The sequence below is a fragment of the Streptomyces sp. NPDC049627 genome, assembly GCF_044465645.1.
Lineage (GTDB): Bacteria > Actinomycetota > Actinomycetes > Streptomycetales > Streptomycetaceae > Streptomyces.
Genome location: NZ_JBITLW010000010.1, coordinates 35,658 through 57,470, shown reverse-complemented (window position 1 = coordinate 57,470; position 21,813 = coordinate 35,658). Strand labels below are relative to the sequence as shown.

At 65.4% G+C, this 21,813-nt stretch carries 21 protein-coding genes and 1 pseudogene; 15 read left to right on the top strand and 7 right to left on the bottom strand.

Annotated elements, in window-relative coordinates:
• The first annotated feature begins 61 nt into the window (after positions 1-61).
• The 4 genes from mycP (at position 62) to ACIBU0_RS26695 (ending at position 5,031) form a co-directional block, all read left to right on the top strand.
• Entirely contained in the window at positions 62-1,405 is a 1,344-nt protein-coding gene (gene mycP / locus ACIBU0_RS26710) for a type VII secretion-associated serine protease mycosin (RefSeq protein ID WP_398822952.1), read from the top strand.
• 727 nt (positions 1,406-2,132) lie between these two features.
• Positions 2,133-2,471, top strand: a complete 339-nt coding sequence (locus ACIBU0_RS26705) for a hypothetical protein (RefSeq protein ID WP_398822949.1) — start codon at positions 2,133-2,135, stop codon at positions 2,469-2,471.
• Positions 2,468-3,592 carry a WXG100 family type VII secretion target gene (locus ACIBU0_RS26700; protein ID WP_398822946.1) on the top strand — a complete coding sequence of 375 codons (1,125 nt, stop codon included), beginning with the start codon at positions 2,468-2,470 and terminating at the stop codon, positions 3,590-3,592. The genes ACIBU0_RS26705 and ACIBU0_RS26700 overlap by 4 nt, the downstream gene beginning before the upstream one ends.
• Positions 3,589-5,031 carry a hypothetical protein gene (locus ACIBU0_RS26695; protein ID WP_398822943.1) on the top strand — a complete coding sequence of 481 codons (1,443 nt, stop codon included), beginning with the start codon at positions 3,589-3,591 and terminating at the stop codon, positions 5,029-5,031. The genes ACIBU0_RS26700 and ACIBU0_RS26695 overlap by 4 nt, the downstream gene beginning before the upstream one ends.
• 519 nt (positions 5,032-5,550) lie before the next feature.
• Here ACIBU0_RS26695 and ACIBU0_RS26690 read toward each other — a convergent pair.
• Positions 5,551-5,956: pseudogene (locus ACIBU0_RS26690) on the bottom strand (ATP-binding protein).
• 947 nt (positions 5,957-6,903) lie between these two features.
• Between ACIBU0_RS26690 and ACIBU0_RS26685 the strand changes: the two are divergent.
• Both ACIBU0_RS26685 and ACIBU0_RS26680 read left to right on the top strand, forming a co-directional pair.
• On the top strand, positions 6,904-8,388 hold the full coding sequence (locus ACIBU0_RS26685; RefSeq protein WP_398822940.1) for a hypothetical protein: 1,485 nt from the start codon (positions 6,904-6,906) through the stop codon (positions 8,386-8,388).
• Positions 8,388-9,986, top strand: a complete 1,599-nt coding sequence (locus ACIBU0_RS26680; RefSeq protein WP_398822937.1) for a PQQ-binding-like beta-propeller repeat protein — start codon at positions 8,388-8,390, stop codon at positions 9,984-9,986. Before ACIBU0_RS26685 ends, ACIBU0_RS26680 begins: the two co-directional genes overlap by 1 nt.
• A 108-nt stretch (positions 9,987-10,094) precedes the next feature.
• Here ACIBU0_RS26680 and ACIBU0_RS26675 read toward each other — a convergent pair whose 3' ends face one another.
• Positions 10,095-10,679: a hypothetical protein gene (locus tag ACIBU0_RS26675; RefSeq protein ID WP_398822934.1), complete on the bottom strand. Its 585-nt coding sequence runs from the start codon at positions 10,677-10,679 to the stop codon at positions 10,095-10,097.
• 66 nt (positions 10,680-10,745) lie between these two features.
• Entirely contained in the window at positions 10,746-11,336 is a 591-nt protein-coding gene (locus tag ACIBU0_RS26670) for a hypothetical protein (RefSeq protein ID WP_398822931.1), read from the bottom strand.
• A gap of 130 nt (positions 11,337-11,466) precedes the next feature.
• Between ACIBU0_RS26670 and ACIBU0_RS26665 the strand changes: the two genes are divergently transcribed.
• The 7 genes from ACIBU0_RS26665 (at position 11,467) to ACIBU0_RS26635 (ending at position 16,043) form a co-directional block, all read left to right on the top strand.
• Entirely contained in the window at positions 11,467-11,793 is a 327-nt protein-coding gene (locus ACIBU0_RS26665) for a hypothetical protein (protein ID WP_398822928.1), read from the top strand.
• Positions 11,794-11,824: 31 nt separating this feature from the next.
• Positions 11,825-12,988, top strand: a complete 1,164-nt coding sequence (locus ACIBU0_RS26660) for a PE-PGRS family protein (protein ID WP_398822924.1) — start codon at positions 11,825-11,827, stop codon at positions 12,986-12,988.
• The gene (locus ACIBU0_RS26655) at positions 12,985-13,443 is read left to right on the top strand and encodes a hypothetical protein (RefSeq protein ID WP_398822921.1); all 459 of its coding nucleotides are present in this window, start codon (positions 12,985-12,987) and stop codon (positions 13,441-13,443) included. Before ACIBU0_RS26660 ends, ACIBU0_RS26655 begins: the two co-directional genes overlap by 4 nt.
• A gap of 209 nt (positions 13,444-13,652) precedes the next feature.
• The gene (locus ACIBU0_RS26650) at positions 13,653-14,066 is read left to right on the top strand and encodes a hypothetical protein (protein ID WP_398822918.1); all 414 of its coding nucleotides are present in this window, start codon (positions 13,653-13,655) and stop codon (positions 14,064-14,066) included.
• A 36-nt stretch (positions 14,067-14,102) separates the two neighbouring features.
• Positions 14,103-15,233, top strand: coding sequence for a hypothetical protein (locus ACIBU0_RS26645; protein ID WP_398822915.1), 1,131 nt, complete (start codon positions 14,103-14,105; stop codon positions 15,231-15,233).
• 21 nt (positions 15,234-15,254) lie between these two features.
• A complete protein-coding gene (locus tag ACIBU0_RS26640; RefSeq protein ID WP_398822912.1) occupies positions 15,255-15,539 on the top strand; it encodes a hypothetical protein in 285 nt (94 codons plus the stop codon).
• Between the two features lie 87 nt (positions 15,540-15,626).
• Complete coding sequence (locus tag ACIBU0_RS26635) at positions 15,627-16,043, top strand: hypothetical protein (RefSeq protein ID WP_398822909.1); 417 nt, start codon at positions 15,627-15,629, stop codon at positions 16,041-16,043.
• Positions 16,044-16,078: 35 nt separating this feature from the next.
• On the opposite strand, the gene ACIBU0_RS26630 is transcribed toward ACIBU0_RS26635, so the two are convergent.
• Together ACIBU0_RS26630 and ACIBU0_RS26625 are read right to left on the bottom strand one after the other, a co-directional pair.
• Entirely contained in the window at positions 16,079-16,612 is a 534-nt protein-coding gene (locus ACIBU0_RS26630) for a hypothetical protein (RefSeq protein ID WP_398822906.1), read from the bottom strand.
• 242 nt (positions 16,613-16,854) lie between these two features.
• Positions 16,855-18,156: a hypothetical protein gene (locus ACIBU0_RS26625; RefSeq protein ID WP_398822903.1), complete on the bottom strand. Its 1,302-nt coding sequence runs from the start codon at positions 18,154-18,156 to the stop codon at positions 16,855-16,857.
• Between the two features lie 437 nt (positions 18,157-18,593).
• On the opposite strand from ACIBU0_RS26625, the gene ACIBU0_RS26620 reads away from it, so the two are divergent.
• Both ACIBU0_RS26620 and ACIBU0_RS26615 read left to right on the top strand, forming a co-directional pair.
• Positions 18,594-19,076: a hypothetical protein gene (locus ACIBU0_RS26620; protein WP_398822900.1), complete on the top strand. Its 483-nt coding sequence runs from the start codon at positions 18,594-18,596 to the stop codon at positions 19,074-19,076.
• A 57-nt stretch (positions 19,077-19,133) separates the two neighbouring features.
• On the top strand, positions 19,134-20,438 hold the full coding sequence (locus tag ACIBU0_RS26615; RefSeq protein ID WP_398822897.1) for an SUKH-4 family immunity protein: 1,305 nt from the start codon (positions 19,134-19,136) through the stop codon (positions 20,436-20,438).
• 21 nt (positions 20,439-20,459) lie between these two features.
• Here the strand turns inward: ACIBU0_RS26615 and ACIBU0_RS26610 are convergent, their stop codons facing one another.
• Both ACIBU0_RS26610 and ACIBU0_RS26605 read right to left on the bottom strand, forming a co-directional pair.
• Positions 20,460-21,497 carry a hypothetical protein gene (locus tag ACIBU0_RS26610; protein WP_398822894.1) on the bottom strand — a complete coding sequence of 346 codons (1,038 nt, stop codon included), beginning with the start codon at positions 21,495-21,497 and terminating at the stop codon, positions 20,460-20,462.
• Between the two features lie 8 nt (positions 21,498-21,505).
• Positions 21,506-21,793, bottom strand: coding sequence for a hypothetical protein (locus ACIBU0_RS26605; protein ID WP_398822892.1), 288 nt, complete (start codon positions 21,791-21,793; stop codon positions 21,506-21,508).
• Positions 21,794-21,813: the final 20 nt, after the last annotated feature.

Genomic DNA, 21,813 nt, shown 5'->3' with positions numbered 1-21,813 from the left:
AGCCGCACGGAGAATACGTGCGGCTCGCTGCATGAAGACTGGCGGAACCAGTCATAGTTGAGTGAGGAGCAAGGAATTGAGTGTCAAGCGATTCTGGTCGACGACGGGAGTCGTGACGTTGACAGGAGCCTTGCTCCTCACTTCTGCCCCTACTGCCTCAGCGGATTACATCCGCGACAAGCAGTGGGTCATTGATGTCATTGACTTTAAGAAAGTCTGGTCAGAGTCACAGGGGCAGGGCGTGACAGTTGCCGTCGTTGACAGCGGGGTGGACGGTAATCATCCCGATCTGACCGGACAGGTATTGAAGGGCAAAGATGTCACCGGAGGCAGTGATGCCCAGAATGACACCGACGGGCATGGCACCGGTATGGCAAGTCTCATCGCTGGTCACGGACATGGGACGAGCAATGCTTCAGGCGTGATCGGCTTGGCGCCGAAGGCCAAGATCCTCCCCATTAAGGCGGCGGAGAGTGACGACTTCGATGACGATCAGTGGGCAGAAGGAGTGCGTTACGCAGTTGATCAGGGTGCAGACGTCATCAATATGTCATTTGGTGATTCTCTCGCTACTCCTGGTTCTGAGGGCGCCGAAGCAATTAATTACGCGCAACAGCACGATGTTGTTGTCGTCGCCGCGACAGGAAATGATGGAGACGCAGGTCTGGCATATCCAGCGAAGCTTCCAGGCGTGGTAGCGGTCGGAGCTGTTGATGAATCACTGAAAATTTGGTCTAACTCCAATTTCGGTGAAGGTATGACACTAACCGCTCCCGGCGTCAGTATTGTGGAAGCAGACCCGACCCAGTCCAGCGGCTACGCGGAGGGAACGGGTACATCGGATGCCGCTGCCTACGTTTCCGCCACCGCAGCCCTCGTCCGCGCCAAATACCCTGGCCTCACGGCAGGCCAGGTCATCAACCGCCTGATCAAATCGGCCACGCTGCTCGACCACGACGTCAAGAAGACCCCTGACGAGGAGTACGGCTACGGCATCATCCGTCCGTACGCGGCCTTGACGATGGACATCCCCAAGGGCCCCAAGCAGGGCCCTCTCGACCAGGCGTCACCGTCCACCTCCACTAATTCGGGTGCCGCCTCCGACGACAACGACAGCACGAGCCAGGCCGCCAAGAAAAAGAAGAAGTCCTCCTCGGGCAGCATCCTTCTCATCGCCGGCATCGCAGCAGCCGTGGTCGTCATGGGCATCGCCATCGTGGTAATCCGCAGCCGCCGCAACAGCGGCAACGGCGGCCCCGGCTCCGGCGGCGGAACGCCCTCTGCCGGCACGGGCTACCAGCAGTACCCCAACTCGGCTCCCAACCAGGGCTACCCGGCGCCTCCCGGACAGTCGCCGCAGCACCCCAACCCCTATGCCCAACAGCCCCCGGGCCAGGGGCAGTAGGCGTTGCTCCCTTTGGGAGAGGCAGTGAACCTGAAACTGCACCGGACCTGAATTCCCCAACGGCTGCCGATGAGATGACATCGCATACCGCGAACCACTTCCGTGCCATTCTCCTCGGCATTGCAGTCGTCGCCCCTGGGCTGCTCTTCGGCATGTCGATCATGTCCGGCACGCTTTTGTGGTTGACAGTGCTCAATTTGATCGGCACGCATATGGGTCTCTTGGTCATGCTGCGTGGGTACCGCGAGGACAATCGAGCTCTGAAGAGGTGGGGGGCAGGACTCATTCCACGACTCTGCTGCTCTGTCTCGTTGTAGCCGAGATTTGCGAATGACCGAGAAGCCAAGAACGAGAAGGGATCCTGCCTCATGGGCGCTGTTGTCCTTGTGGTTGGCGTTGTCGGCCTTGGAGCCGTAATTGGCGCCGTCGTCGTCTTCGCTGTACTGCGTAGCAGGCGCAACTCGGGTACCGGCCCGATTATGCCCAACGCCGGAACCTATCCCCCGAGCACGGGCTACCCCCCGCCCCAGCACCCAGCTTACCCAAACGTCCAGCAGACGTATTCGGAAACTCCCTATCAGGGATACGCCTCTCCTTCCGGACAGTCGCCCCAGCACCCCAACCCTTATACCCAGCAGCCTCCAGGCTATGGCCAGTAAGTAGTCGGTTCAGCTCTCAATCCGGTAGGGCTGAACTCCTGGGTGCACCATCGAACTAAGGACAGCAAATGGCTGACGACGGAACCTCGTATTACGAGCCTGGAGCGGGCAGGGAATTGGCTCGGAAGTTTGAGATGCAGGCGTATGACTTGAGGGCCTACCTCAAGAAGTTCGAGGCGGAGACTGGTGAAGAGGCCATCACTGATGGTTTCGGCGTCCTCACGGAATCGGAGGAGGTCACATCCTCTTATATCTCCTACTCTGCGGACGTTGCCAGTGCCATGAAGACTGTTCATGAGCACTTGGACAGGATCGCCGACGCTTTGCGGAAGGTGAACAAGAACACTGAAGTCACCGACGACGACCTCTCGGTCCTCTTCGGTAAGCAGTCGGACGGTGATCAGTGAGCGGCAACGAGTCCGCAGCCGAAGAGATCATCGAACTCGGCATCGAGGTCATTAATCCTGGCGGTCGTCCGGATGAGTTGAGAGAAGCGGCCAAGGCGTGGCGCCAGCTGAAAGCCGATGTCGAGGGCATGCTCAAGGCCCTGGACAAGGACGTCAAGGGAACCGTCGGACACACATGGCGTGGCGAGGCAGCCAATGCCTTCCAGACTCATTGGGACGAGTTCGCGGCTGCCGTGCGGGACGCGACGGACGACTTCGATGAAGCTGCCAAGGGCCTCGAGGACGCTGCCAAGTGTATTGAGGAGGTCAATGAGGAGATTCACGACATTTACGTGGAGATTGGCATCTCCATTGGCGTATCGGTGGGGATGTCGTTCCTCACACTGGGAGTCTCGGCAGCGGCCGGAACAGCGCGAGTCACCATGTTGGTGACAAGAGCTCTCGATGCCGCGGGTCGCCTGGGGAGGCTTCTACGGACGATCGCCACCATTTTCCGGACCCTGTACAACTCAGGAAAATGGGGCAGACGCTTCGCTGAATTCCTGCTGAACTGGGCCGGTGGCACTGTCGGCGGCATGGTTACCAGCAAGCTCAGCGGCAAGGGGTGGGAAGTCGGGACCAACCTTGTCGGAGGTCTGGCGGGCGCGACGGTCGGTACCGCCGCGGGCAAGGTCGCGACCAAACTGGGCGGTGGGGACATCGTCAGCGGGATAGCCGGCGGTGCGGCGGGAGGGATGTCGGGAGACTACCTGGACTCCGTGCGCAAGGGGGAAGACTTCGACATCCGGCAGAGCATCGTCACCGGTATCACCGGAGGCGCAGCTGGTGGAATCGGCGGTGGGGCAAGGGCGGTCGACAGAGGCTTCGACGACATGGCTCGGGGCCTGAGAAACGAAAATGACTTCTCGTACATCGGGGATCGTCCGGAACACCAGCAGTCCGGAATCGACGCGGCCTTCGGAGCCTCCACTCCCATTGCGGGGGGCGTTTCCGCTAACACTGCCAAGGACGGGTTCGAAGACGTGGACAAGAGCGCGGAGGGGGCTCAGAAGGCGGGTAAGCGGGGCGTAGAGGGCGACCACAAGACGGCAACCGACCGGATTCGCGAGGACTTCGGGTGAACGGCGAAGCCACCCGTCCCGTGAACTTCGCGTCTGCCGAGAGAGTCGGCCGCTGGGCTGCCAGGGTCGGCTTCGTGTCTGGCACCGTCGTGTTCACGCTCTGGTTCTTCAGCTCCGAGCCGGCCCTGCGACGCCAGACGATCCTCGTCGCTCTTGCTTGTGCCCTGCTCAGTGTTGCCACGATCGCTCTGTACCAGCGAAAGGTCGGTGGCCGACAGCCATTCAGTGCGGTGGCAGCGGCCGAGTTCACTGGAACCGAGGCAGATACAGCGCGAAGCTGGTCAAACTCCGAGTCGGCCCCCTTGCCTCGCCGTATCCCCTCAAGGCGGCGACAGTTGTGGTGTTCCCTCGTCGGCCCTGTCGGCGTCTGGAGCCTCTTTGTGGGGTTGATTGCCATGGCATGGGGATCGCCGCAGAGGCCTGCCTTGGTGGAGCAGATTCACTCGGCCGGGGCGGTGTTCGCGAATGTTCAGGTCGACAAAGTCAGCGGTGTTCGTTTCCACAACCCGAGTAGGGGCGAGTCGTACTACACAGCGACGACTGTTGTTCAGCTACCGGACCTGAAGGGTGGGGAACCAGCACAGGCGACGGTAACCACGAAGTCTCCCGATCGACTGACGCCTGGAGACCGGGTGTCGGTACTCTATGCCCCAAGCCAACCTCGCCTGGGGGCTGTGGCAGGAGACAAGGGCGATCTGGAAGACGATCTGCGTGGCACTACTTTTCCAGTTCGCTTGGTCTGGCTGCTTCTTGGTGGATGGGGGATCGGGCTCTCCGTAATCGTGGTGTCGGTATACACCGAGCAAGGTTTTCGCACCTTTTCTCGTCTGACAATCAACGATCGTGCCATTCGAGGGAGGGTCTCTCATGCTGCTCAATTTCATGAGGCCTCTAGCGAACCGGGAAAGAATGCTTCACCGTCGCGAAGCCTGAGTGTCGAGACAGTCGCCGGTCATGCGCACTTTCTCGTGGACCTCACAGAACAGGATCTGCCCGAATCGGTGAAGGGAAAGCAGGCCTGGCTGTGCTGGGACGGGCACCGGGGTACGGGCGGTGGCCGTTTCTCACCTCGTGTGACTCCTGCGGCTCTGATTTCTGATCAGGGCTGGGTGATGCATGGAATGCTCACCGTCACCGAAGGGCGGTTGTTGACGGGCGGCAGTACTCCGGTCCACAAACTGACTGACGCAGCGGGCGACGGTCGGCCGCTCCGTCTGTGGGATCCGCATTCCAAGTGGTCCCTTTTCGTGAGTCGGTCGACCTTGGGCCTCTTGGTGCTGATCATTGGTGGTGCAGCCCTGATGACATTCGACGTTGCATCGGGATGGCGCTGGACAGTAGGAATTGCCGGCCCCCTGGCCTCGGCACTGTTGGCAGGTTCCTTTTTGATGGACTCGAAGCCGCCGCAGGGAACGACACCAGATGCTCGGCGAGTATAACAATGCAGGGAGACTCCGAGGAGCGGCGAGCGAGGCTGGCCGGTGGGCTTGCCGAACAAGAGTGCGGTCGAGCCGAAAACGCAATTTGGCCGTAACTTGCGGTCATGGCTACCGCGAGGCCCCCAGACGGCGCCTATTGCCATGAGGACCCCACCGAGCACGAATCCCTGCCGGGCGGATCCGCGGCCGTAGTGGATGACTGTGGCCGTGGGGGCGGGACTGTGTGGGGGGTACGTCGGACATGATCCAGGAGTCTATGCAGGGTCCTGAAGCGCTGGCCTACCGAACGTCCCCAAGGCCGATGTCCCGCTCAACTGCAGTTCGAGTTCAACACCGTCGAAGTTGTGAGCGAGCTCGGTATTGCGCTCGAGGAGGCCCTGCAGGGGGCGGTATGGGTCACGTCGCGTGCGGCGGATGCTGATGGCGTGGGGCGACTGGGAATGCCGCGGCGTGGGTCGCAGTCGAGGGACTGCGACCCACGCCGGGGCTGGTCGACTCCAGCTGACGCAACCGTCTGACTTACGCGGCACCGAGCTCGCACCAAATGTACTTACCTCGGTTGCCGTTTCTGACCAGCGGCTGCCACCCCCATACGCAGAGCAGGCACTTACCAGCGCGAGACCGCGGCCTTCCTCCGCGTCGACCAAGTCGCACAACTTCGACGGAGGTTCGGGCGGCTCGGGGTCGGCGTCCCAGGCACCGATGCGCAGTGCGCCGTCGAGCCACCGCAGGCGTAGGGCAGCGGGCCCTTGGTGTGGCGTACGGCGTTGGAGGCCAGTTCGGTGGCGAGGAGTTCGGCGGTGTCGACGAGGTGGATCAAGCCGTGCATCGTGAGGATCAGCCGGACCGTACGGCGACAGACGGTGACGGCGCGTGGGTCGTTCGGGATGTATGGGGAGTACTCCCAGGGTTCGCTTTCAGGCATGACGCTTGTCCCAGTGTGCATCGTGTTCATCAGGGCCACGCCGAGAGGCCCCCACATGTCGCAGCGACACCACGGCCCTCATGATGTCTCCGTCGTCGCCGACGTCCCCGTTGGAGTGCACCGGGCTGGCCAGCTGATTGGAGTTCTTACCGGCGCGGTTCAGTGCGGCCGGATCGTCGACCCCGCTGAACCCCGTGCTTCGCACGCCACCGGTGCCGCCGCTCGACATGGTTTGGGTTCCAGCGCCCGTCGGTGCCGAGGAGCACGCACCAGGCTCGGGGTCGAGATCGCGTACGTCCGCGGGCTGGTCGGGCCCGGCGATGGGTGAACTCGCCGGTCTGGGGCCGGGAGTGAAGCCTGCGGGCGCCGGCATGGGGCGTAGGTCCTCGGTGTAAAGGCCGCCCGGATCGGGATGGGTGCCGGGAGTGGGGTCCATGTCCCGCACGTCCCGGTCCGTGTCGGGCTGTGGCAGTTGGGATGCGGTGCGAGGATCCGGGCCCATGTTGGGTGTGGATACAGGGCGTACGTCCCTTGTCAGAACTCATCGCACGTCAACAAAAAGCATAATCGAATCCCCGGCAGCGTAGTCACCTGCGCATCCCGTTGACCGTGGAGATCCGGTGGCACTCGGGGTCTTGGCGCTGCTGCCGCTGGGATGCGCGACATGCGGGGTCCAGGAAGGAGTGTGCTGCTCCCCCGCCCGCAGCCCTTTACAACTTCTGATCACACTTTCTGCACTAAAGCCCCATGGCTGCAAGTACGGCCGCCTTAACCAAGGTCATAAGGTGTTGTGTGACTTAAGGGGAGGGTAAGCAGGGCCGTGCGAGTGCCGCTCAGAGAGCCTGCACGCATCGCCCGCTGAGGCCTGGGTGAGTCACCCGTCCTCCGTCACGTGTGGCCGAACCGCATCGTGCTGCCCCTCATCAGGATGTCCGCGAGAGGTTGTCATGTCCTATTCGACGCCACCAGGAGGGCCGGGGAACGCCGGCCCGTATGGGGCACCGGTCCAGCAGCAAGGGTGGTATCAGCCACCGCCGCCACCGCCTCCGCCGCCTGGCAACTCCGGCGAGGGCAAGGGGCTGAAGCGTGTCGTCATCGGTCTGCTGGTCCTTGCTGTGGTGGCCCTCTTCGGTGTCGGTGGGCTGGCTCTCTATCAGGCGGTCGGTGGGGGCTCGCTGCCAGGTGCCCGGGGAGGCGGCGATGAAGAGCAGCAGATCCTGAGCTCGGATGAGATCGAGACGTTGCTCAACGGCCGTACGACTGCCTTGAAGAGCGGAGACGAAGAGGAGTTCCTGAAGCCCTTCGACGGCGCGGCGAAGGACAAGCAGCGCAAGATCTTCAAGAACCTCCGGAAGATTCCCTTCGCGGAGAGCAAGTACATGGTCCTCAATCAGACGGGCGACGGCTCGAACGAGTGGGGCTCTGATGTGAAGCTCACGCTCGATGTCGCCTTCGTGCATCAGATCAAGGGCGTTGATGTCCGGCCGGTCTCCGAGTGGTATCGGTGGACGGTCGAGAAGGAGTCCGAGTCGGCTGAGCCACGCATCAGCGAAGTGGGGGGATCTCCGGGCGCGGCCGCCTTGGCCAACGCGGTCTATTATCCGGCCCCTTGGGACCTCTACGACGACATGTACGTCAAGCGCCAGGCGCACACCGTCACGATCTCGGCCAGGAAGAACAGCGCCGCGGCCGACCGTTTCGCGCCCATCGTCGAGGACAGCGCCAAGAAGGATCTCGAGCTGTGGGGATCGAATACCGCATCGGTTCCGAACACGCCTGAGGGATTCCTCGTCGTACTCGAACCAGACCGGAAGACGTACACGAAGCTGTACAACAACAACGGTGACGACGTGGGATGGGACGCCGGACAGAGCGTGCCCATGCCCGCCTTCAACGTTGGTTCCAGCGGCGACAAGGACCGGCTTGAGTACGGTGGTGCGCGCATCAAGATGGACACCTCTACGAGCCGATTCACTTCATCGACATGGCAGGCGGGTGTCGGAGACATCTCCCGCCACGAGATCGCTCACGCTCTTGTTCAGCCGCAGGACCCTGGCGCATACGGCGACGATGAGAAAACGAGTATTCGTGCTTGGGCTGTCGAAGGATTTGCAGAGTACGTTTCCTACCGGTTCGACCGGGCTCGAGGTGACGCGCGGGTGCGTCGTGATCTGGCTGGCGAGGAATTCAGCGGCCAGCTGCCTGGTCAGGACTTCGAGTTGGAATACAACTCGGTCAGTGCGAACTACGCCCTCAGCTATCTGGTCATGCGTTTCATTGCGGAGAAGGGTGGCGAGGAAGCGCTCTTCGAGTTCGTCGTGGACCACTACAGGCAGCCTACGAAGCTCGATCAGCAACTGCAGAAGGCAGTTGGCATGAACGAGAGTGAATTCGAGACCGCGTGGGCCCAGTACGTCAGGAGCAGCATCTGATGAGCGTCAACGGACCTGTGCCGGGCACCGGCCCCTACGGGCAGCAGCCTCCTCCGCCGCAGCAGCCCCCCATGCCACCCCAGCAGGGCCCCCTGCCGCCGCAGGGGTACGGCTACCCGCAACAGCCGCCCGCAACGCCACCGGGACAGCCGGGCTACGGCTACCCCCAGCAGCCGGCGCCTCCGCAGTACTCCATGGCTCCTCAGGCGACCTACGGTCAGCCAGGCCATCCACAGCAGTACCCCGGGGCGCCCGTTCCGTCTCAGCAGCCGCGGAAGAAGAAGACCGGGCTGATCGTGCTGCTCGTTGTCGCACTCGTGGTGCTCAGTGGGGCCGGAGGGGCGGCGTGGTACCTGATGGCGAGCTCTGCCACAAAGCCGCTGTGGAGTGTCCCGTCGAAGGCGGAATGGGGCCTGGGCGAAAAGGAAGTGGACGGCACCTGGTTCACCGACAAAGCGGTGATTCAGACGCTGTCCGGTGGTGTGAAGGCCTATGCGCTCGATAGCGGCAAGCAGCTTTGGGCGACACCGCTGCCGGGTGCGGGTAACCAGGCGTGCGTGGCTCCGTCTGGTTCTGATGGCGGGATCGGAATCGTCGCCTATGGCGCCTCGGGCATGGGTGGGGCAGGGGCCAGGGGTAAGTGCGACCATGTGGCCGCATTCGACCTCAACTCCGGCAAGGTGTTGTGGCACCGGGCCTTCAAGGTGAAGGACGAGTTCAACACGGGCGAGGGGCTTTGGGTGGCTCGCTCCGGCGAGGCCGTGGTGATCCGGGCGGACAAGGAGCATGTAGCTCTGAAGGTGGCCGATGGCAGCACGGCCTGGGACACGCAGCGGTTGGAGGACGGCAGCAAGGTCTGGGACCCGCAGGAGCTGCATGGGAGCGGCTGCTCAGCCGGTTGGTACACCGGTGGCAAGAACCTGATTCGGGTGCGCGCGTGCACCGACGAGCCCAGTGACAAGGACTGGGACGAGGTGTCGCTGATCGACCCCGGTACTGGCAAGGCGGAGTGGACCAAGCGCTTTGCTGACGGAGAGGCAGAGAGCGTGGTTTCCACGTCTCCCCTCGTCGTCAGTGGTGAGGAAGCCGGCGTTTACGCGCTCGATGAGAAGACTGGCGAGAAGCGCGGCGGCAAGTTCCAAGGGAATCCGGAAAAGTACCTTCTTGGGCTTGAGGAGAATGGCAGTCCGATGCGCCAGTCTGCTGGGTTCGGAAACATCTTCCTCATGGGCGGCTATGACCCTGACGGGGGCGCCGGCAGTCCCAGGTCGTTGGTTGCCTACGACCTTGACAGTGGCAAGGAGCTGTGGCGGTCAAAGGCATCACCCAAGATGGAGTACATCCCGCTGCGGGAGACCGGTGGCGAGCGTCTGCTGGTGTACGTCACCGAGGCCACGGAGAGGCCGAAACTGGTGGAGTTCAACCCCAAGGACGGTGCGATGACGACACTCGTCGAGTATCCGGAAGAGGTGGACAAGAACATGGGTGTCGGTGCGTGGCCGTTCTGGCACAAGGACGTGCTCTACGTCACCTCGGTCGGTGCCGGCCTCGGCGGGGATTCCCCCGCCCTCGTCGCATTGCCCACGACCGCTTCCTAGGCATTGACTCTGCGGCGGGCAGACCGTGATGGTCAGCTCGCCGCAGGGCGTCACAGCAGGGACACCGGCCCCGGCGCCCCCCTTCCAGGGAACGCGCCGGGGCTTTCCTCACGCGAAGAACGCCACCAGCAAGCTGACGACGAGGCCGACCACGCCGACCCCGACCAGCACCAGGCACGTCCGGAACAGACCCTGACTCGGTGTCCGACCGAAGGGGAAGCCGGTGACGGTGGCGAAGATGCCGGTGGTGAGGGCGATCAGGGCGCCGAAGAACCACGCGCAGCCCACCGCGATGGCGTAGACCCAGCCCTGGTCCAGCTTGTAGGAGGTGTCGCCGGTCTTGAGGGCCTCGATGACGTAGCCGCGCTGGTGCAGCGCGTCGCTCTTGAGTTCGGCGTTGAGGTCCTTGACGGTGCCGTCGTCGGAGGTGAACGTGCCGTAGCACCACCTGGTCTTGGTCTTCTTGCGTGAACTGCTCGACGTGCTCGAGCGGTACTTGTAGTCGACGGTGCAGGTGTCGACGGTCAGCTTGCCGGGTGTGGACGTGGCGTAGGTGTAGGGGCCGAGGTAGGCGCCGAGAGCCATGAGGACGACGCCTACGAGGATCAGGCCGGCGCCGATGAGGCGGCTCAGGTTCGAGCGGTCTTCCGGTGCGGCGGCGTTCGGCGCGGCGTTCCCGTGCACTTGGGTCATTGAGGGTTCCTCAGGAGGGATGCGAGGGAGGCGAGGGAGGCAGGAGGGGACAAAGGGGGGTACAGGTCACAGGACGAGGGCGCAGACGAGTGCTGCCAGGACGCCCACGGTGACGAGGCCGCCCAGCACGGGGCCGGTGACGGTCCGGGCCGGCAGGCGCTGCCAAGAGGCCGTGAAGCCGGGGCCGTTGCGGGTGCCGAAGCCGGTGAGGAGGCAGTAGATGCCGAAGGACAGCAGGGAGAGGCAGAACGCGAGGATCGCGGCGTCGTCTCCGGGGTCCCGGTCCTGAGGCTGCTGGAAGGTGTCGTCCACCTGGGCCACGGGGATTTTCGCGCCGGATTCGAAACGTGACGATGTTTCCACCACCACGTCCGGGTAGGCGGTCTTGCCGTTTTTGCCGTCCTGCGCGCTCCAGCTTCCCGTGCAGCTGAACTTGAGTTCCGTGGAACGCCTGTGCGTGCCGTAATGGGTCTTCGTGTGTGTTTCGCATGAAGAAATCGTGAGGGTTCCTTCGGTACCCTCCCCGGCGAGTTCACTGCGTAGTTCAGGAATGGTCACCGCGGCGACGACAACGGCCACGAGAAGCAGCCCGAGTCCGAGGAGCCTTCCCTTCCAGAGGCTCCCCGTGCTGCCGTAATGCGGCTGTGTTGTGACCACTTTTGGTGTCCCCTTGAACGACTTGACGATCTCTTGACTTACGGGTTTGGCAGGGCGGTGCGCGAGGAGTCTAAGGTATCGGTCTGTCGTCCAATATGAACTACGGCAAACGGGAGTTCGGGGGAGCGCCATGGGGTTCGACGCCTTCGATGTGGACACGCATGTACTCCGGCGGCAGGGAGGGAAGTTCACCGACCTCGGGACTGATTTCGCGAGTGCATCCAAGCGGTTTCAGGACAGTCTCGAAGGCCTCGGAGAGCCCTGGGCGGACGCGGACTTCGGAGAAATCTTCGGTGAGGTCTACACGCCGATTCGCGACGGAATCTTCACATCGATGGACAGCCTCGCCGAACGGCTTGAGAAGATCGGGCACAACCTGCAGGACATGGCGCGCAGCTACGACGAGTCGGAAACGTCGAACAGCGGCCTCATGAACGGCCTCACCGGTCAACTCTAACCAAATTCAATTAAATTCGGGGGCAATTGGCATGGCGCTCACACTGCCCGGTGAGCTCGTCTGGGTGCTCGACCTCCTCGGCTACAGCTGGCCCGAGGCCGACGAAGAAGCCCTGCACCAGGTCGCCGAGACCTGGCGGGCTTTCGGCGAGCAACTCGAGGAGATCCAGCGGGAGGGCGAGGGCCTCGCCCGTACCGTCGTCGCCCACAACTTCGGTACGGCCGTCGACGGGTTCAGCAAGGACTGGGGCGCCTACACCGGCGCGAACGGTGAGGACAGCTACCTGCCGGACGCGAAGACCGCCTGCGAAGTCATCGCCTTCGCCTTCGACGCGGCCGCGTTGGCCGTGCTCACGGCGAAGCTGTCCGTGATCGCCCAGCTCGTCGCCCTGGCCATCGAGATCATCGCGGCGCAGGCGGCGGCTCCCTTCACCTTCGGGCTGTCCGAGATCGGTGCACTCGGGGCGACACAGGCCACGCGGTTGATCGTCCGGGAGCTGCTGGACAGGCTGAAGAAGGAGGTCATGGAGGCGATCACCAAGGCCATGGAGCACGCCACCATGGACGCCCTCAAGAAGATCGCCAAGGAGCAGCTCGAGAAGATCACCAAGGAGAAGGTCAAGCAGTTCGCCAAGGACCAGCTCAAGCAGCAGGCCAAGCAGTTCGTCCAGGAGAAGGTCGTCGACGCGGCCAAGGACAAGGCCAAGGAAGCCGCCATCGGAATGGCGCAGAACATCGGCCAGCAGAGCGTCGAGGCCTACTTCGACGCACGGTCCGGCATCGACCTCGGCGAGACGGCGGACGTCGCCAGGACGGCGGCCGGCGAATACGTGGACGGCCTCAAGAACGAGGTCACCGGGGGCGAGGGATCCACCTTCGCCGACTACGTGGACCCCACCACGCATGTGAACAACGCCGTGGACGCCGCGACGGAACGTGTCACCGGGGCGGCCGGGGATCGCGTGCAGCATGGGGTCGACGCGCTGTCCGGACACGGCGCCGACACCACACACGGGTCCGACGCGGCTGCCGACACTGCCTCCGCGCCGGCGGGCTCGGGCTCCTCCGGTTCGTCCGGCACCTCAGGCACGACGCAGGGGTCCAACAGGCCCGCGGCCGCGACCTCCACCGCGGGGTCCCGCTCCTCGAACACCACGGGCGGCGCACAGGAGTGGGCTCGCAGCGAGTTCGGATGACGCCGCCGCTGCTCTCCACCAATGACAGTTACGACAGCGAGCGGCAGGAAGGACGTGCCGGACCCGTGACCGCCGACCGGGAGATCCAGGACGAGGAACTCATGGGGGTCGCCCAGGACCCCGAGCAGGCCCTGCGGCTGCGCCGCTCCCTGCGCACCATCGCCGGCGCGACGTCGCTCGACCCGGCACTGCGCGAGATGGCGCGTGAGGTGCTGAGCGGGCACGTCGACATCAAGGACGCGTTCCAGGACCCGCGGTACGCCGAGGCCGTCTACCAGCGGATGCACGAGATCCGCCGGGCGGCCGACGACCAGACGTACGCGGAACGCCGGCAGTCCAAGGCGCAGTTCGCGGAATGGGACGTACGGCAGCAGGCCGAGCTGGACCGGGAGCGTGCCGAGCGGGATGCGCCGGTGCACGGCTCCGGCCGGGAAGCGCGGCGGACCCAGCGCTGAGGCAGCGGGGCCGGGAGCCGGTGGCCATACATTTCACGGTTCTCCTCGAAATCTCCATGGCAACAGGTCGTACGGCCAATGGGTTGGTGCTCACGCCGAGTTGACACCACTGAGGGGGTTTCCTGTGTCGGTGGTGTGTTGATGCATGCGCAGGCGCGTTGGTAGGTTCACGCCGGTCGAGACCGCCGACCCTCCCTATGAGGTACCCCTTGGACAGCGCCCGTGACAGTTCCGACAAGCGCGTGGACGACTCCGAATTCCTGGAGATGACCCAGCAGGATCCCGCTCAGGCCAAGATTCTTCGGCAGTCCCTGGAGCATCTCGCCTCGGGGCTGGGTGGCGATGCGCTCAAGGAAATGGCGCAAGAGGTCCTCTCCGGACGTATGGGGCTGCGCGAGGCGGCCAATGTGTCGGCGTACGCCGAGCAGGCAGTGGAAACGGCGGCGCCGCTCGCCGAGAAGTGGGCCTCCATGTCCGACCGTGAGCGGGACGAGCTCGCCGCGGAGGGAGAGCGCCGGCTTGCGGAGGAGCGGCGGCAGCTCGATGAGGAGCGGCGTGCTGAGTCCGAGAACCGGTCCGCTGCGAAGTCGCGTCACGACGGGCGTGGCTGGTCCTTGTACTGAGCGGTCGTATCCGGTGATGCAGGTGATGGGGGAGCTTTGAACTTTCATGTAGAGCCGGGCGCGATCGACGGCTTCGCGAAGCTGGTGGGGCGCGCCGCGGACGCCAGTGCGCAGGCCGCCACGTTCGTCGGCACCAACGCCCAGATCGACAATTCCGTCGGCGGAGCGGCCTGGGACCTGGTCGCGGGTGACCACGACAGCTATGTGAGCGAGGCCAAGAAGGCTCTGGACAAGGTCAAGAGCGTTCTGGAGGCGTCCCAGAAGGAACTGACGGGCACAGCCAAGTACTACCGGGAAACGGACACCGACCAGGCGGCCAAACTCGACGCCACCTACCCGGGCTCCAAGGTGTCGGGCGGCGATTCCGGCGGCGATCCGCAGGACTTCTCCGACGCCAGTGACGCCGTCGACACGTTGAAGGCGCCGAGCGACCCCACCAACCCCCTCGCCAAGTACGCGTCCGGCCATGCCGACGAATACAAGATGAGCCCGGTGCAGAAGACGCTCGGCAGCGTCCTCGACCTGGGCAGCCCCTCGGCGATGGCCGTGGAGGCGTCCAAGCTGCTCTTCGACTTCGATCCCTTCGCCGAATGCACGAACTGGGTGTTCGGGGACTGGAACAAGTACAACGACTGCGCCGACGTATGGGGCAATCTCGCGTCGTTCTGCGATGCGGTGGCCGCCAATGTGCGCAAGGGGAACCAGAACGTCGGTCTCAGCTGGGACGGCAACGCCGCCAATGCCGCCACCGTGTACTTCGACGAGTTCGCCAAGAAGCTGGACGAGATCAAGGAGACCTTCAAGTCCCTGCAGAGCTGTTACTCGCAGGCGGCGCAGATGGCGTTCCAGTTTGCGGAATTCCTCAAGTCGTTCCTGGTGATGTTCTGCGACCTGCTCGTCATCTGGCTGGTCAACCTGCTCGCGGCGCAGGCCGTCAACGCGATCCCCGTCGGCGGGCAGGTCGCCTCGGCGGCCATGTTCGCGCTGGCCGCTGCCGAGGCCATTCGGCTCATGCAATTGTGGGCCGAGGCGGCCAAGGCGTTCGACACGTTCGCGGCGGCGCTCAGCGCGCTCGGCGTGGTGATGTCCACGGCCGTGAACGGGTTCTCGGCGGCGGACGGGTTCCCCCAGGTGGGGACCGGTGCTTATGATCACGCCGCGGTGTAGCGGAGAAGGCGGACCGAATTCATGGGTTTCCTGGGCGGAGTCGACGACCTGGAGCGTTTCCTCACGCGCTCGTGCTACTTGAGCATCGGGTCCGTCCCGGTCAGCTGGGCCCTCATGGTCTTCCTCGTAGCAGATTCCGGGTGGCATTTCAGCTATCTGCTGGGCGCCGTCCTCCCACTGATCGCCGCTTACTTGGGGATCCGCGGCAAACGGGAAATTCGTACGGGGATGTCGGCTACGGCATTCGGACTCGCTTTCGTGTCGCTGCCGTTGATGATTGCACTGGGGTATCTCGCAGGCATGTAGCGCGATCCGCTTCCCGCCCGCTTGCCGCCCCGCTGTCCCGGCGCCTGCCGACGGGCTGGTCCTGGCGGAGGGCTAAGCTCGGCCGCCATGACCACGCATGGCGGTGAGGCGGCGAACGGGCCGGACGGCACGGGCGGCACGGGCGGCACGGGCGGGCAGTCGGAGTACTCCGGTTCCGGCGTGAGCGCGGACGAACTGCGGGTGCAGTTCCAGGCCCAGGGGCGGCCGGGAGTTGTGGAGAGCCGGCAACGCGATGCGACGCGGGCACGTTGGACGTACGCGGCGTTGGCCGGGCTGGTTGCCGTCGTCTGCCTCGTCCTCATCGCCGTACGCCTTGGCAGGGGTGACGCGGTGGGTGCCTGGGCCGCCCTGTATGCCGTGGGTGTGGCCCTCAGCGGGTGGGGTTTCGTGCTCGCGCGGATCGGGCGTACCCGTTGGGCCATGGCCGTGACCTGTATCGGGGCGGCTTTGGCGGGGCTCGGCGACAGCCCCGCCTTCCACTGAGACGCACGTGTTGCTGAGACGGACTTGATGAGAAGTCAGGCTCGACCGCGCTTGTTGCCCACGAGGTAGGCGAGTCCCCAGGCGGCGGCCGCCGCAAGGACGAGGCCGAGCGGGGAGAACCAGTCGACTCCGCCGGAGGATTCGTCGTTCCACCAGGCCTTGGCCGGGAGGAGGGCGTCGTACCTCAACAGGTCCCAGAGGGTACCGAGCGATTGACTCTCGGCGACGATGAGCGGCCAGGCGTTGGTGTAGCCGAAGAAGGCGCCGAGTGCGGCGATGACGGTCCCCCAGGCCCAGGCGCCCGTGTGCCGGTGACCGACTGACCCGACCAAGGCGCCGACGATCGCTCCGTTGATCAGGGCGTGGCCCAGGTAGAGGGTGTTGGCCACGGTGACCGTCTGGTCTTTGTACGTGGCCAGGATCAGGCCGCTGTAGAGCAGCGAGACGACGACCGAGACGAAGAACCCGAGGAAGACCGCACCGACCGGGTGACCGCTGGCATTCGGCCGTTGCCCGAAGGGCGGCGCCTGGTACGGCGGAGCCGGGTACATGGGGGGCTGGCCGGGCATGTGGGGCTGCTGGCCCGGCATCGGCGGCTGCCCGCCCTGCATCGGCGGTTGGCCGGGAGCGGGGGGCGCTCCGAACGCCGGTGGCTGCTGCGGCGGCGGGGCGGGCTGGGCGTACGGGTTGTAGGCGTTCGGCGCTTGCTGCGCGTGCTGCGGTGGCTGTGGCTGCGGCTGTGCTTGTGGCGGGTGAGGCGGCTGCTGGGGTGGTTGTGGGGGTTGCGGGGGCGGTTGGAAGGGGGGCTGGCTCATCGGTTTCCCACGGAGTGAATTGGTAGGAACAGCAAGTTATCAGTGAGATCAGGAGGGGGTCGTCGGAGCCGGAGCGGGCTGCGTGAAGGGTGCCCGTCAGCCCTTGCCTGCCCGCTCGTCAGTCCTTTGAGCCGTATGCGCGCGGCGAGAAAGCGTGGGCAGCCCCATACGTCGGCGGACCGGGCGGCCTCGGGTGCCGGGAACGAGTCGGGTGCGTACAGGTGCCGGAGGTGGGCCGCGGACCCGCGCTGATCCCAGCGCTTGAGGCGCTCGTCGGGGTGGTCGCCGTCGTGCGGGCAGCTGTCGGTTGAGAGCGCCGTAGGGTCGACTGTGCGAAGCAGTTCGCGGATCTCGCGGCCGACGCCGTAGGACGGGTCGCGGAGTCGGGTGATCCAGAGGGCGAGGAGCAGCAGGACCAGTCGCTCGTGCACGTCATCCGTCGCGGGCTGCCGGCGGGCGGCCCACACCGCGATGTTCTCAGGCCCCTCGTCGAAGTCGTCGCCGTCGATGACGCACTGGGTCAACTTGTCGACATCGAGGGTTCCGTCGGGCCGTACGTACGTCTCGTCCAGGGCGCCGGTGTCGCGTACTCCGAACTTCGACGCGTGCGCGGCGCGCAGCTCGGTCAGCGCCTCGTCGGCGAGACAGCGCAGATAGCGCGGGCACAGCCACGCATCGGGCGGATACTCGTCGAGCGTGTCCCGGAGCTCGGCACGGCCTCCGGGGCTGGGCAAGTGGAAGCCGATCTCGGCGGTGTCGGCCGACTCGAACCCGGGGTCCGGATGCTCGTCGTCGCTGTGGGTGCAGGCCGCGGGGTCCCCGAGCTTCGGCAGCACCGACTCCAAGCCGTCGATCATCGCGTCGAAGACCGAGCGTTCCGTGATCCGGGAGACGGCGTACCAGCAGCTGGCGTGCTGAGTGATGACGTAGCCCGCTCGAGCGCCTTTGGTGGCGAGCCAGGTGGCGCCGCCCGCGTTGCACTCGAGGACCGCGGCTTTGCCGTCGGCCGAGAAGGGCCTGATCATGTCGGCGGTGACGCGAGCGATGCCGGCGATGTCGGCCGGGCACAGATCGGTGTCTCGGCGGGGGCGGCGTTCCGGCTCATCGGCGAACAGATATCCGGTAGGCAGTCCGATCCAGGCCGGGTCGTCCTCGGCCAGCTCGCCGAACTCCTCCTCGTACGGGTGTGTTTCGTGCGCGCAGCTGTGCTCGCCGAAGGCCCCCGCGGCGGCCGGCAGAGCCTCTACGGCCGCACGCTCGGCGTCGGGCGTGGGCTGCCCCGCGAGGTACGGCACCATCTCCGCCAGTCCGGCGACCCACAGGTGCGGTCTCGCGCAGGTCAGCGGGGGTGGGGGCGATGTCGGGGTTCTCAGGCGTGTGGATCATCTTTCCTGACGACGCGGTATGGGCTACGGCGGTTGCTGGGAGCGCTTGTCCCGCGAGGCCCGGGCGGTTGAGGCAGGGCACGTCGAATGGCGGCGCTGGGGCCGCGGCTTGACCTGCGCGAACCGGCGTCGTCAAGATCTCCGGAGCCGGCCGGCGCACGAGCACGGTGCAAAGGCACGGTGCAGAGGCACGACACAGAGGCACGACGCAGAGGAACGGAACAGCATTGAAGACGGACGCGAGCGGCGGGCGGAACCTGCGGAAGGCCGGAACGGGACTTCCCGGAAGGGGAGTTCCGGGTTTGGCCGCTGCCGCGAAACGGAGCGTCGGCAGCCGGATAGGGATCGGAGTGCTCGGCATTCTCACCTTGCTCTTCGGCCTGATCCTCGTCGGCGTGGGCTACGAGGAAGGCCCCAGGAAGGTGTCCGGCGGCACGCAAGGGACGATCACCGTCGAGCGTTGCGGCAAGGACATCATCGGGGACGACGTGGAGTGCTCCGGCACCTTCCGCTCCGACGATGGCAAGGTCCGTTCCGACGTGGAGGACTTCGAGCCCGGTGAGGACCACGGCAAGGGCGAGAAGGTCGAGGCGGTGGGATACGACTCGGATTGGTACAGGCGTGGCACCTTCGCGGAGTTCTACGTCGAGGCTGTCAAGGTCTGGTGCGTCGCTGCCGCCATGTTCGGCGTGGCGCTCTTCCCGCTGAGCGCCGCCTTCCGCCGCGGGAACCGCCCCATGCGGCGCGGGACGTTCATCACTGGTCTCAGCCTGCTCTTCGGAGGGCTGCTGGGCTGTGGCCTCTGTGCCCTGGTGAACTCCGTGCTCTTTTAGTGATCCCAGCAAGCGGCTGCGGGGGCTGCTGTCAGTGCTGGGTGCGACGATGACCGCATGATCGAGGAGCTGGACGCCGTACTGGCGGACCCCGCACGGCTGTTGACCACCGACCGCGCTGCGGTGCGCGACCACATCGCCGCCGCGAAGGACACCGACGGCGTGGGACGAGAAGTTTTCCTGCAGGCCGAGGCGATCTTCGGCGGCGCGGAGGTGACGCCCGCCGAGTTCGCCTCCTGGCTGCACTTCGCGGCGAAGGCGACCGGCCATGAGGAGTACGCCGAGCAGATAGCGAAGGCCGAGCCGGGGATGCCGTGGCGAACGGTGTGGGCGTGGTGGCGACCCGCGAACTGGTTCATGGCCCACCCGAGCCTGAACGGCGACTACTACCAGGTCCACCGCCGTCTGTACGAAGGCCGGGAGCTCGTCGACGTGGTCGACCACCGCGGCCCGCTCTGGCTCGACGCGGAGACGGGGCGGAGGGTGAAGGTCAGGGACGAAGCAGCGCTGTCGGAAGCGCCCTTGCCACCCGAAGTGCTTGCTGCACCCGGGCTGGGCGACTGGGCGCTGACCGCACCGGAGAGCTGGGAGGGGGCGGTTGCGTTCGCCGCCGAGGGCGGCAGGACCCGGTATCTCGTCGAGAGCGCGCATGGCATCGCGGTGCTCGAGACGGACGCCGATGTGCTGCGGGACTGGCCGCGCGGCAGGATCGACCGCACGTCGTCCGAAGCCCCGCCGCTCGGCCTCGAACCGGTGCTCCGGCGGCCGACGGGCCCGCTCAACGCGGCCCGGGTCGACGACTCCTTCGGGGAGCGGCACGTGATTCGGATACCCGAGAGCGCTCTGCCCGAAGGGCTCGAACACAGGGGTAGCCGACGGCACTTGCGCGACATCGGCCTGCCCAAATGGTGGGTGTGCTATTGGGTCGAGTACGAGACCCACCCGGCCGACGCCATGCGTTCCCCGGCCGAAAGCGACCTGTCCGAGAACGGCCTGCCCGCCGGCGTGGCCGCCGCGGACCTGATCGCCTTCGGCGCGTGCGAGTACGGCGAGCTGTATCTGCACCGCCGCGACGGAACCGTGCACATCTGTAGCCAGCTGGACGGACCGACGAAGCGCACACTGGTGCCGCTCGCACCCGACCTCGACGTCTTCACCCGCATCCTCGAGGCCGTCTACCGCTACAGCAACGCGTGCTGGCATCCCTATTCGGTGGAGGGGGACCAGGAAGCGGTGGCACAGGCGTTCACAGATGAGGTGGAGGAGCTGGCTCCGGGCCTGTTCGATCCGGAGGCGCCCAGCGGGATGGTGTGGAGCTGGCTCTACGCGGGGATCACCGAGCTGGGTGTGGATGGCTTCTAGCGCGGGCACTACGCGTCGGCGTCAGAGGGGAAGTCGCCGACGCGGCCGCGTTCCAGCAGGCACTTGGGGATGTAGTCGGGCTCCATCTCCAGGAGCGGCCAGATTGCTGCGATATACGTTCAACGCCAGCCATGGCTGGGCCAGTTGATTGTCCTGATCACGTGGCCAGAGCGGCTCCGACTGTCCTGGCTCCGGAATTCCGTCACTCCATGGCCCGGCGATGAGGTCACCCGACTCCACGTCCCACAGCCGGACCCGCCTGTCCCACTGCCCCTTCCCTCCTATGGCGTTACGTCCGCCCACTTCGACTTCGGTGATCTCTCTCAGAGATCCGGCACGGAGGTACGCCTTGCACCAGCCGTACGGAGGGCGCCAATGCGCCCAGCGTGTGCGCCACGGAAATTCGATCCCCGAGTCCTCCAGCGCCTGTGCGGATGACGAATCGCCGCGCGCGGTGGCCATGAGGTGGAGCCACGCCGCCCATTCAGGCTGACTGACGGAACCAACGCCTGCCACCCCCAGTGCGGCCGCGTCGCCGATGAGAGTCTCGTTGGGGATCGCCCCGGCCGGTTGATTCGCCGCGTCGAGGAGCGCTACAGGGTCGAGATGAGCGACCAGGCGCCCTTCACCCTGTACTTCATCAAGTCTGTGGGCCTGCAGCGCATGAGCGGGCAACGCATGAGCGATGTAGTGCTCGACGGGGCCGCTTGCCGCCCAGCCATCCGAGGGGGACAACTGCTCTGCCAAAGAAAGCAGCTGACTGGTGAATCGTGCGTGAATTTGGCTCCTGTCCGAAGGGGCCGTCTCCTCCCGTAGCGCATCGGCGATCCGCTCGTCCACGAACCGGACCCGACCTTCGGTCGCCTCGACGATGCCGGGCAACTCCCGGGGCAGGGCGGCCAGGGCGTCCTCATCGATGCCTTCGGCACCGAAGGCCTGTGCCAACGCCGACCAGACCCGGAATGGCGTCCAGCGCAATTCGGCGAACGCGAGAGCGCGCAGAGCCGGCTGGCTACGTGCGGCACCAAGGCCTGGAGGTGGGCTCACCGATGCTTCCATATGGAGGGTCAGCCAGTCCCGCAGCCAACGATCCTCCGGGCGCGATTCGACGATCGCCTTGGCCCCCCATCCATCACCAGCGGGCCCAGAACGCGCTTGATGAATCGGCTGGGCTGGATGGATCGACGTGTACGGCCGGCCCGTTGCGAGTTGGCGATGATCAGAGGCCTGCTGCCCACTCCCGCACGCTTGAGCTCCCGTACCCAATCCACGCGGCGGGACCACAGGTCGGGCACCTCGAAAGCGTCGAGCACCTTCCACAGGATCTCCTCGGCAGTGAGCCCGGTGGCGTCCACCCACACAGGGTCGGGAAGTG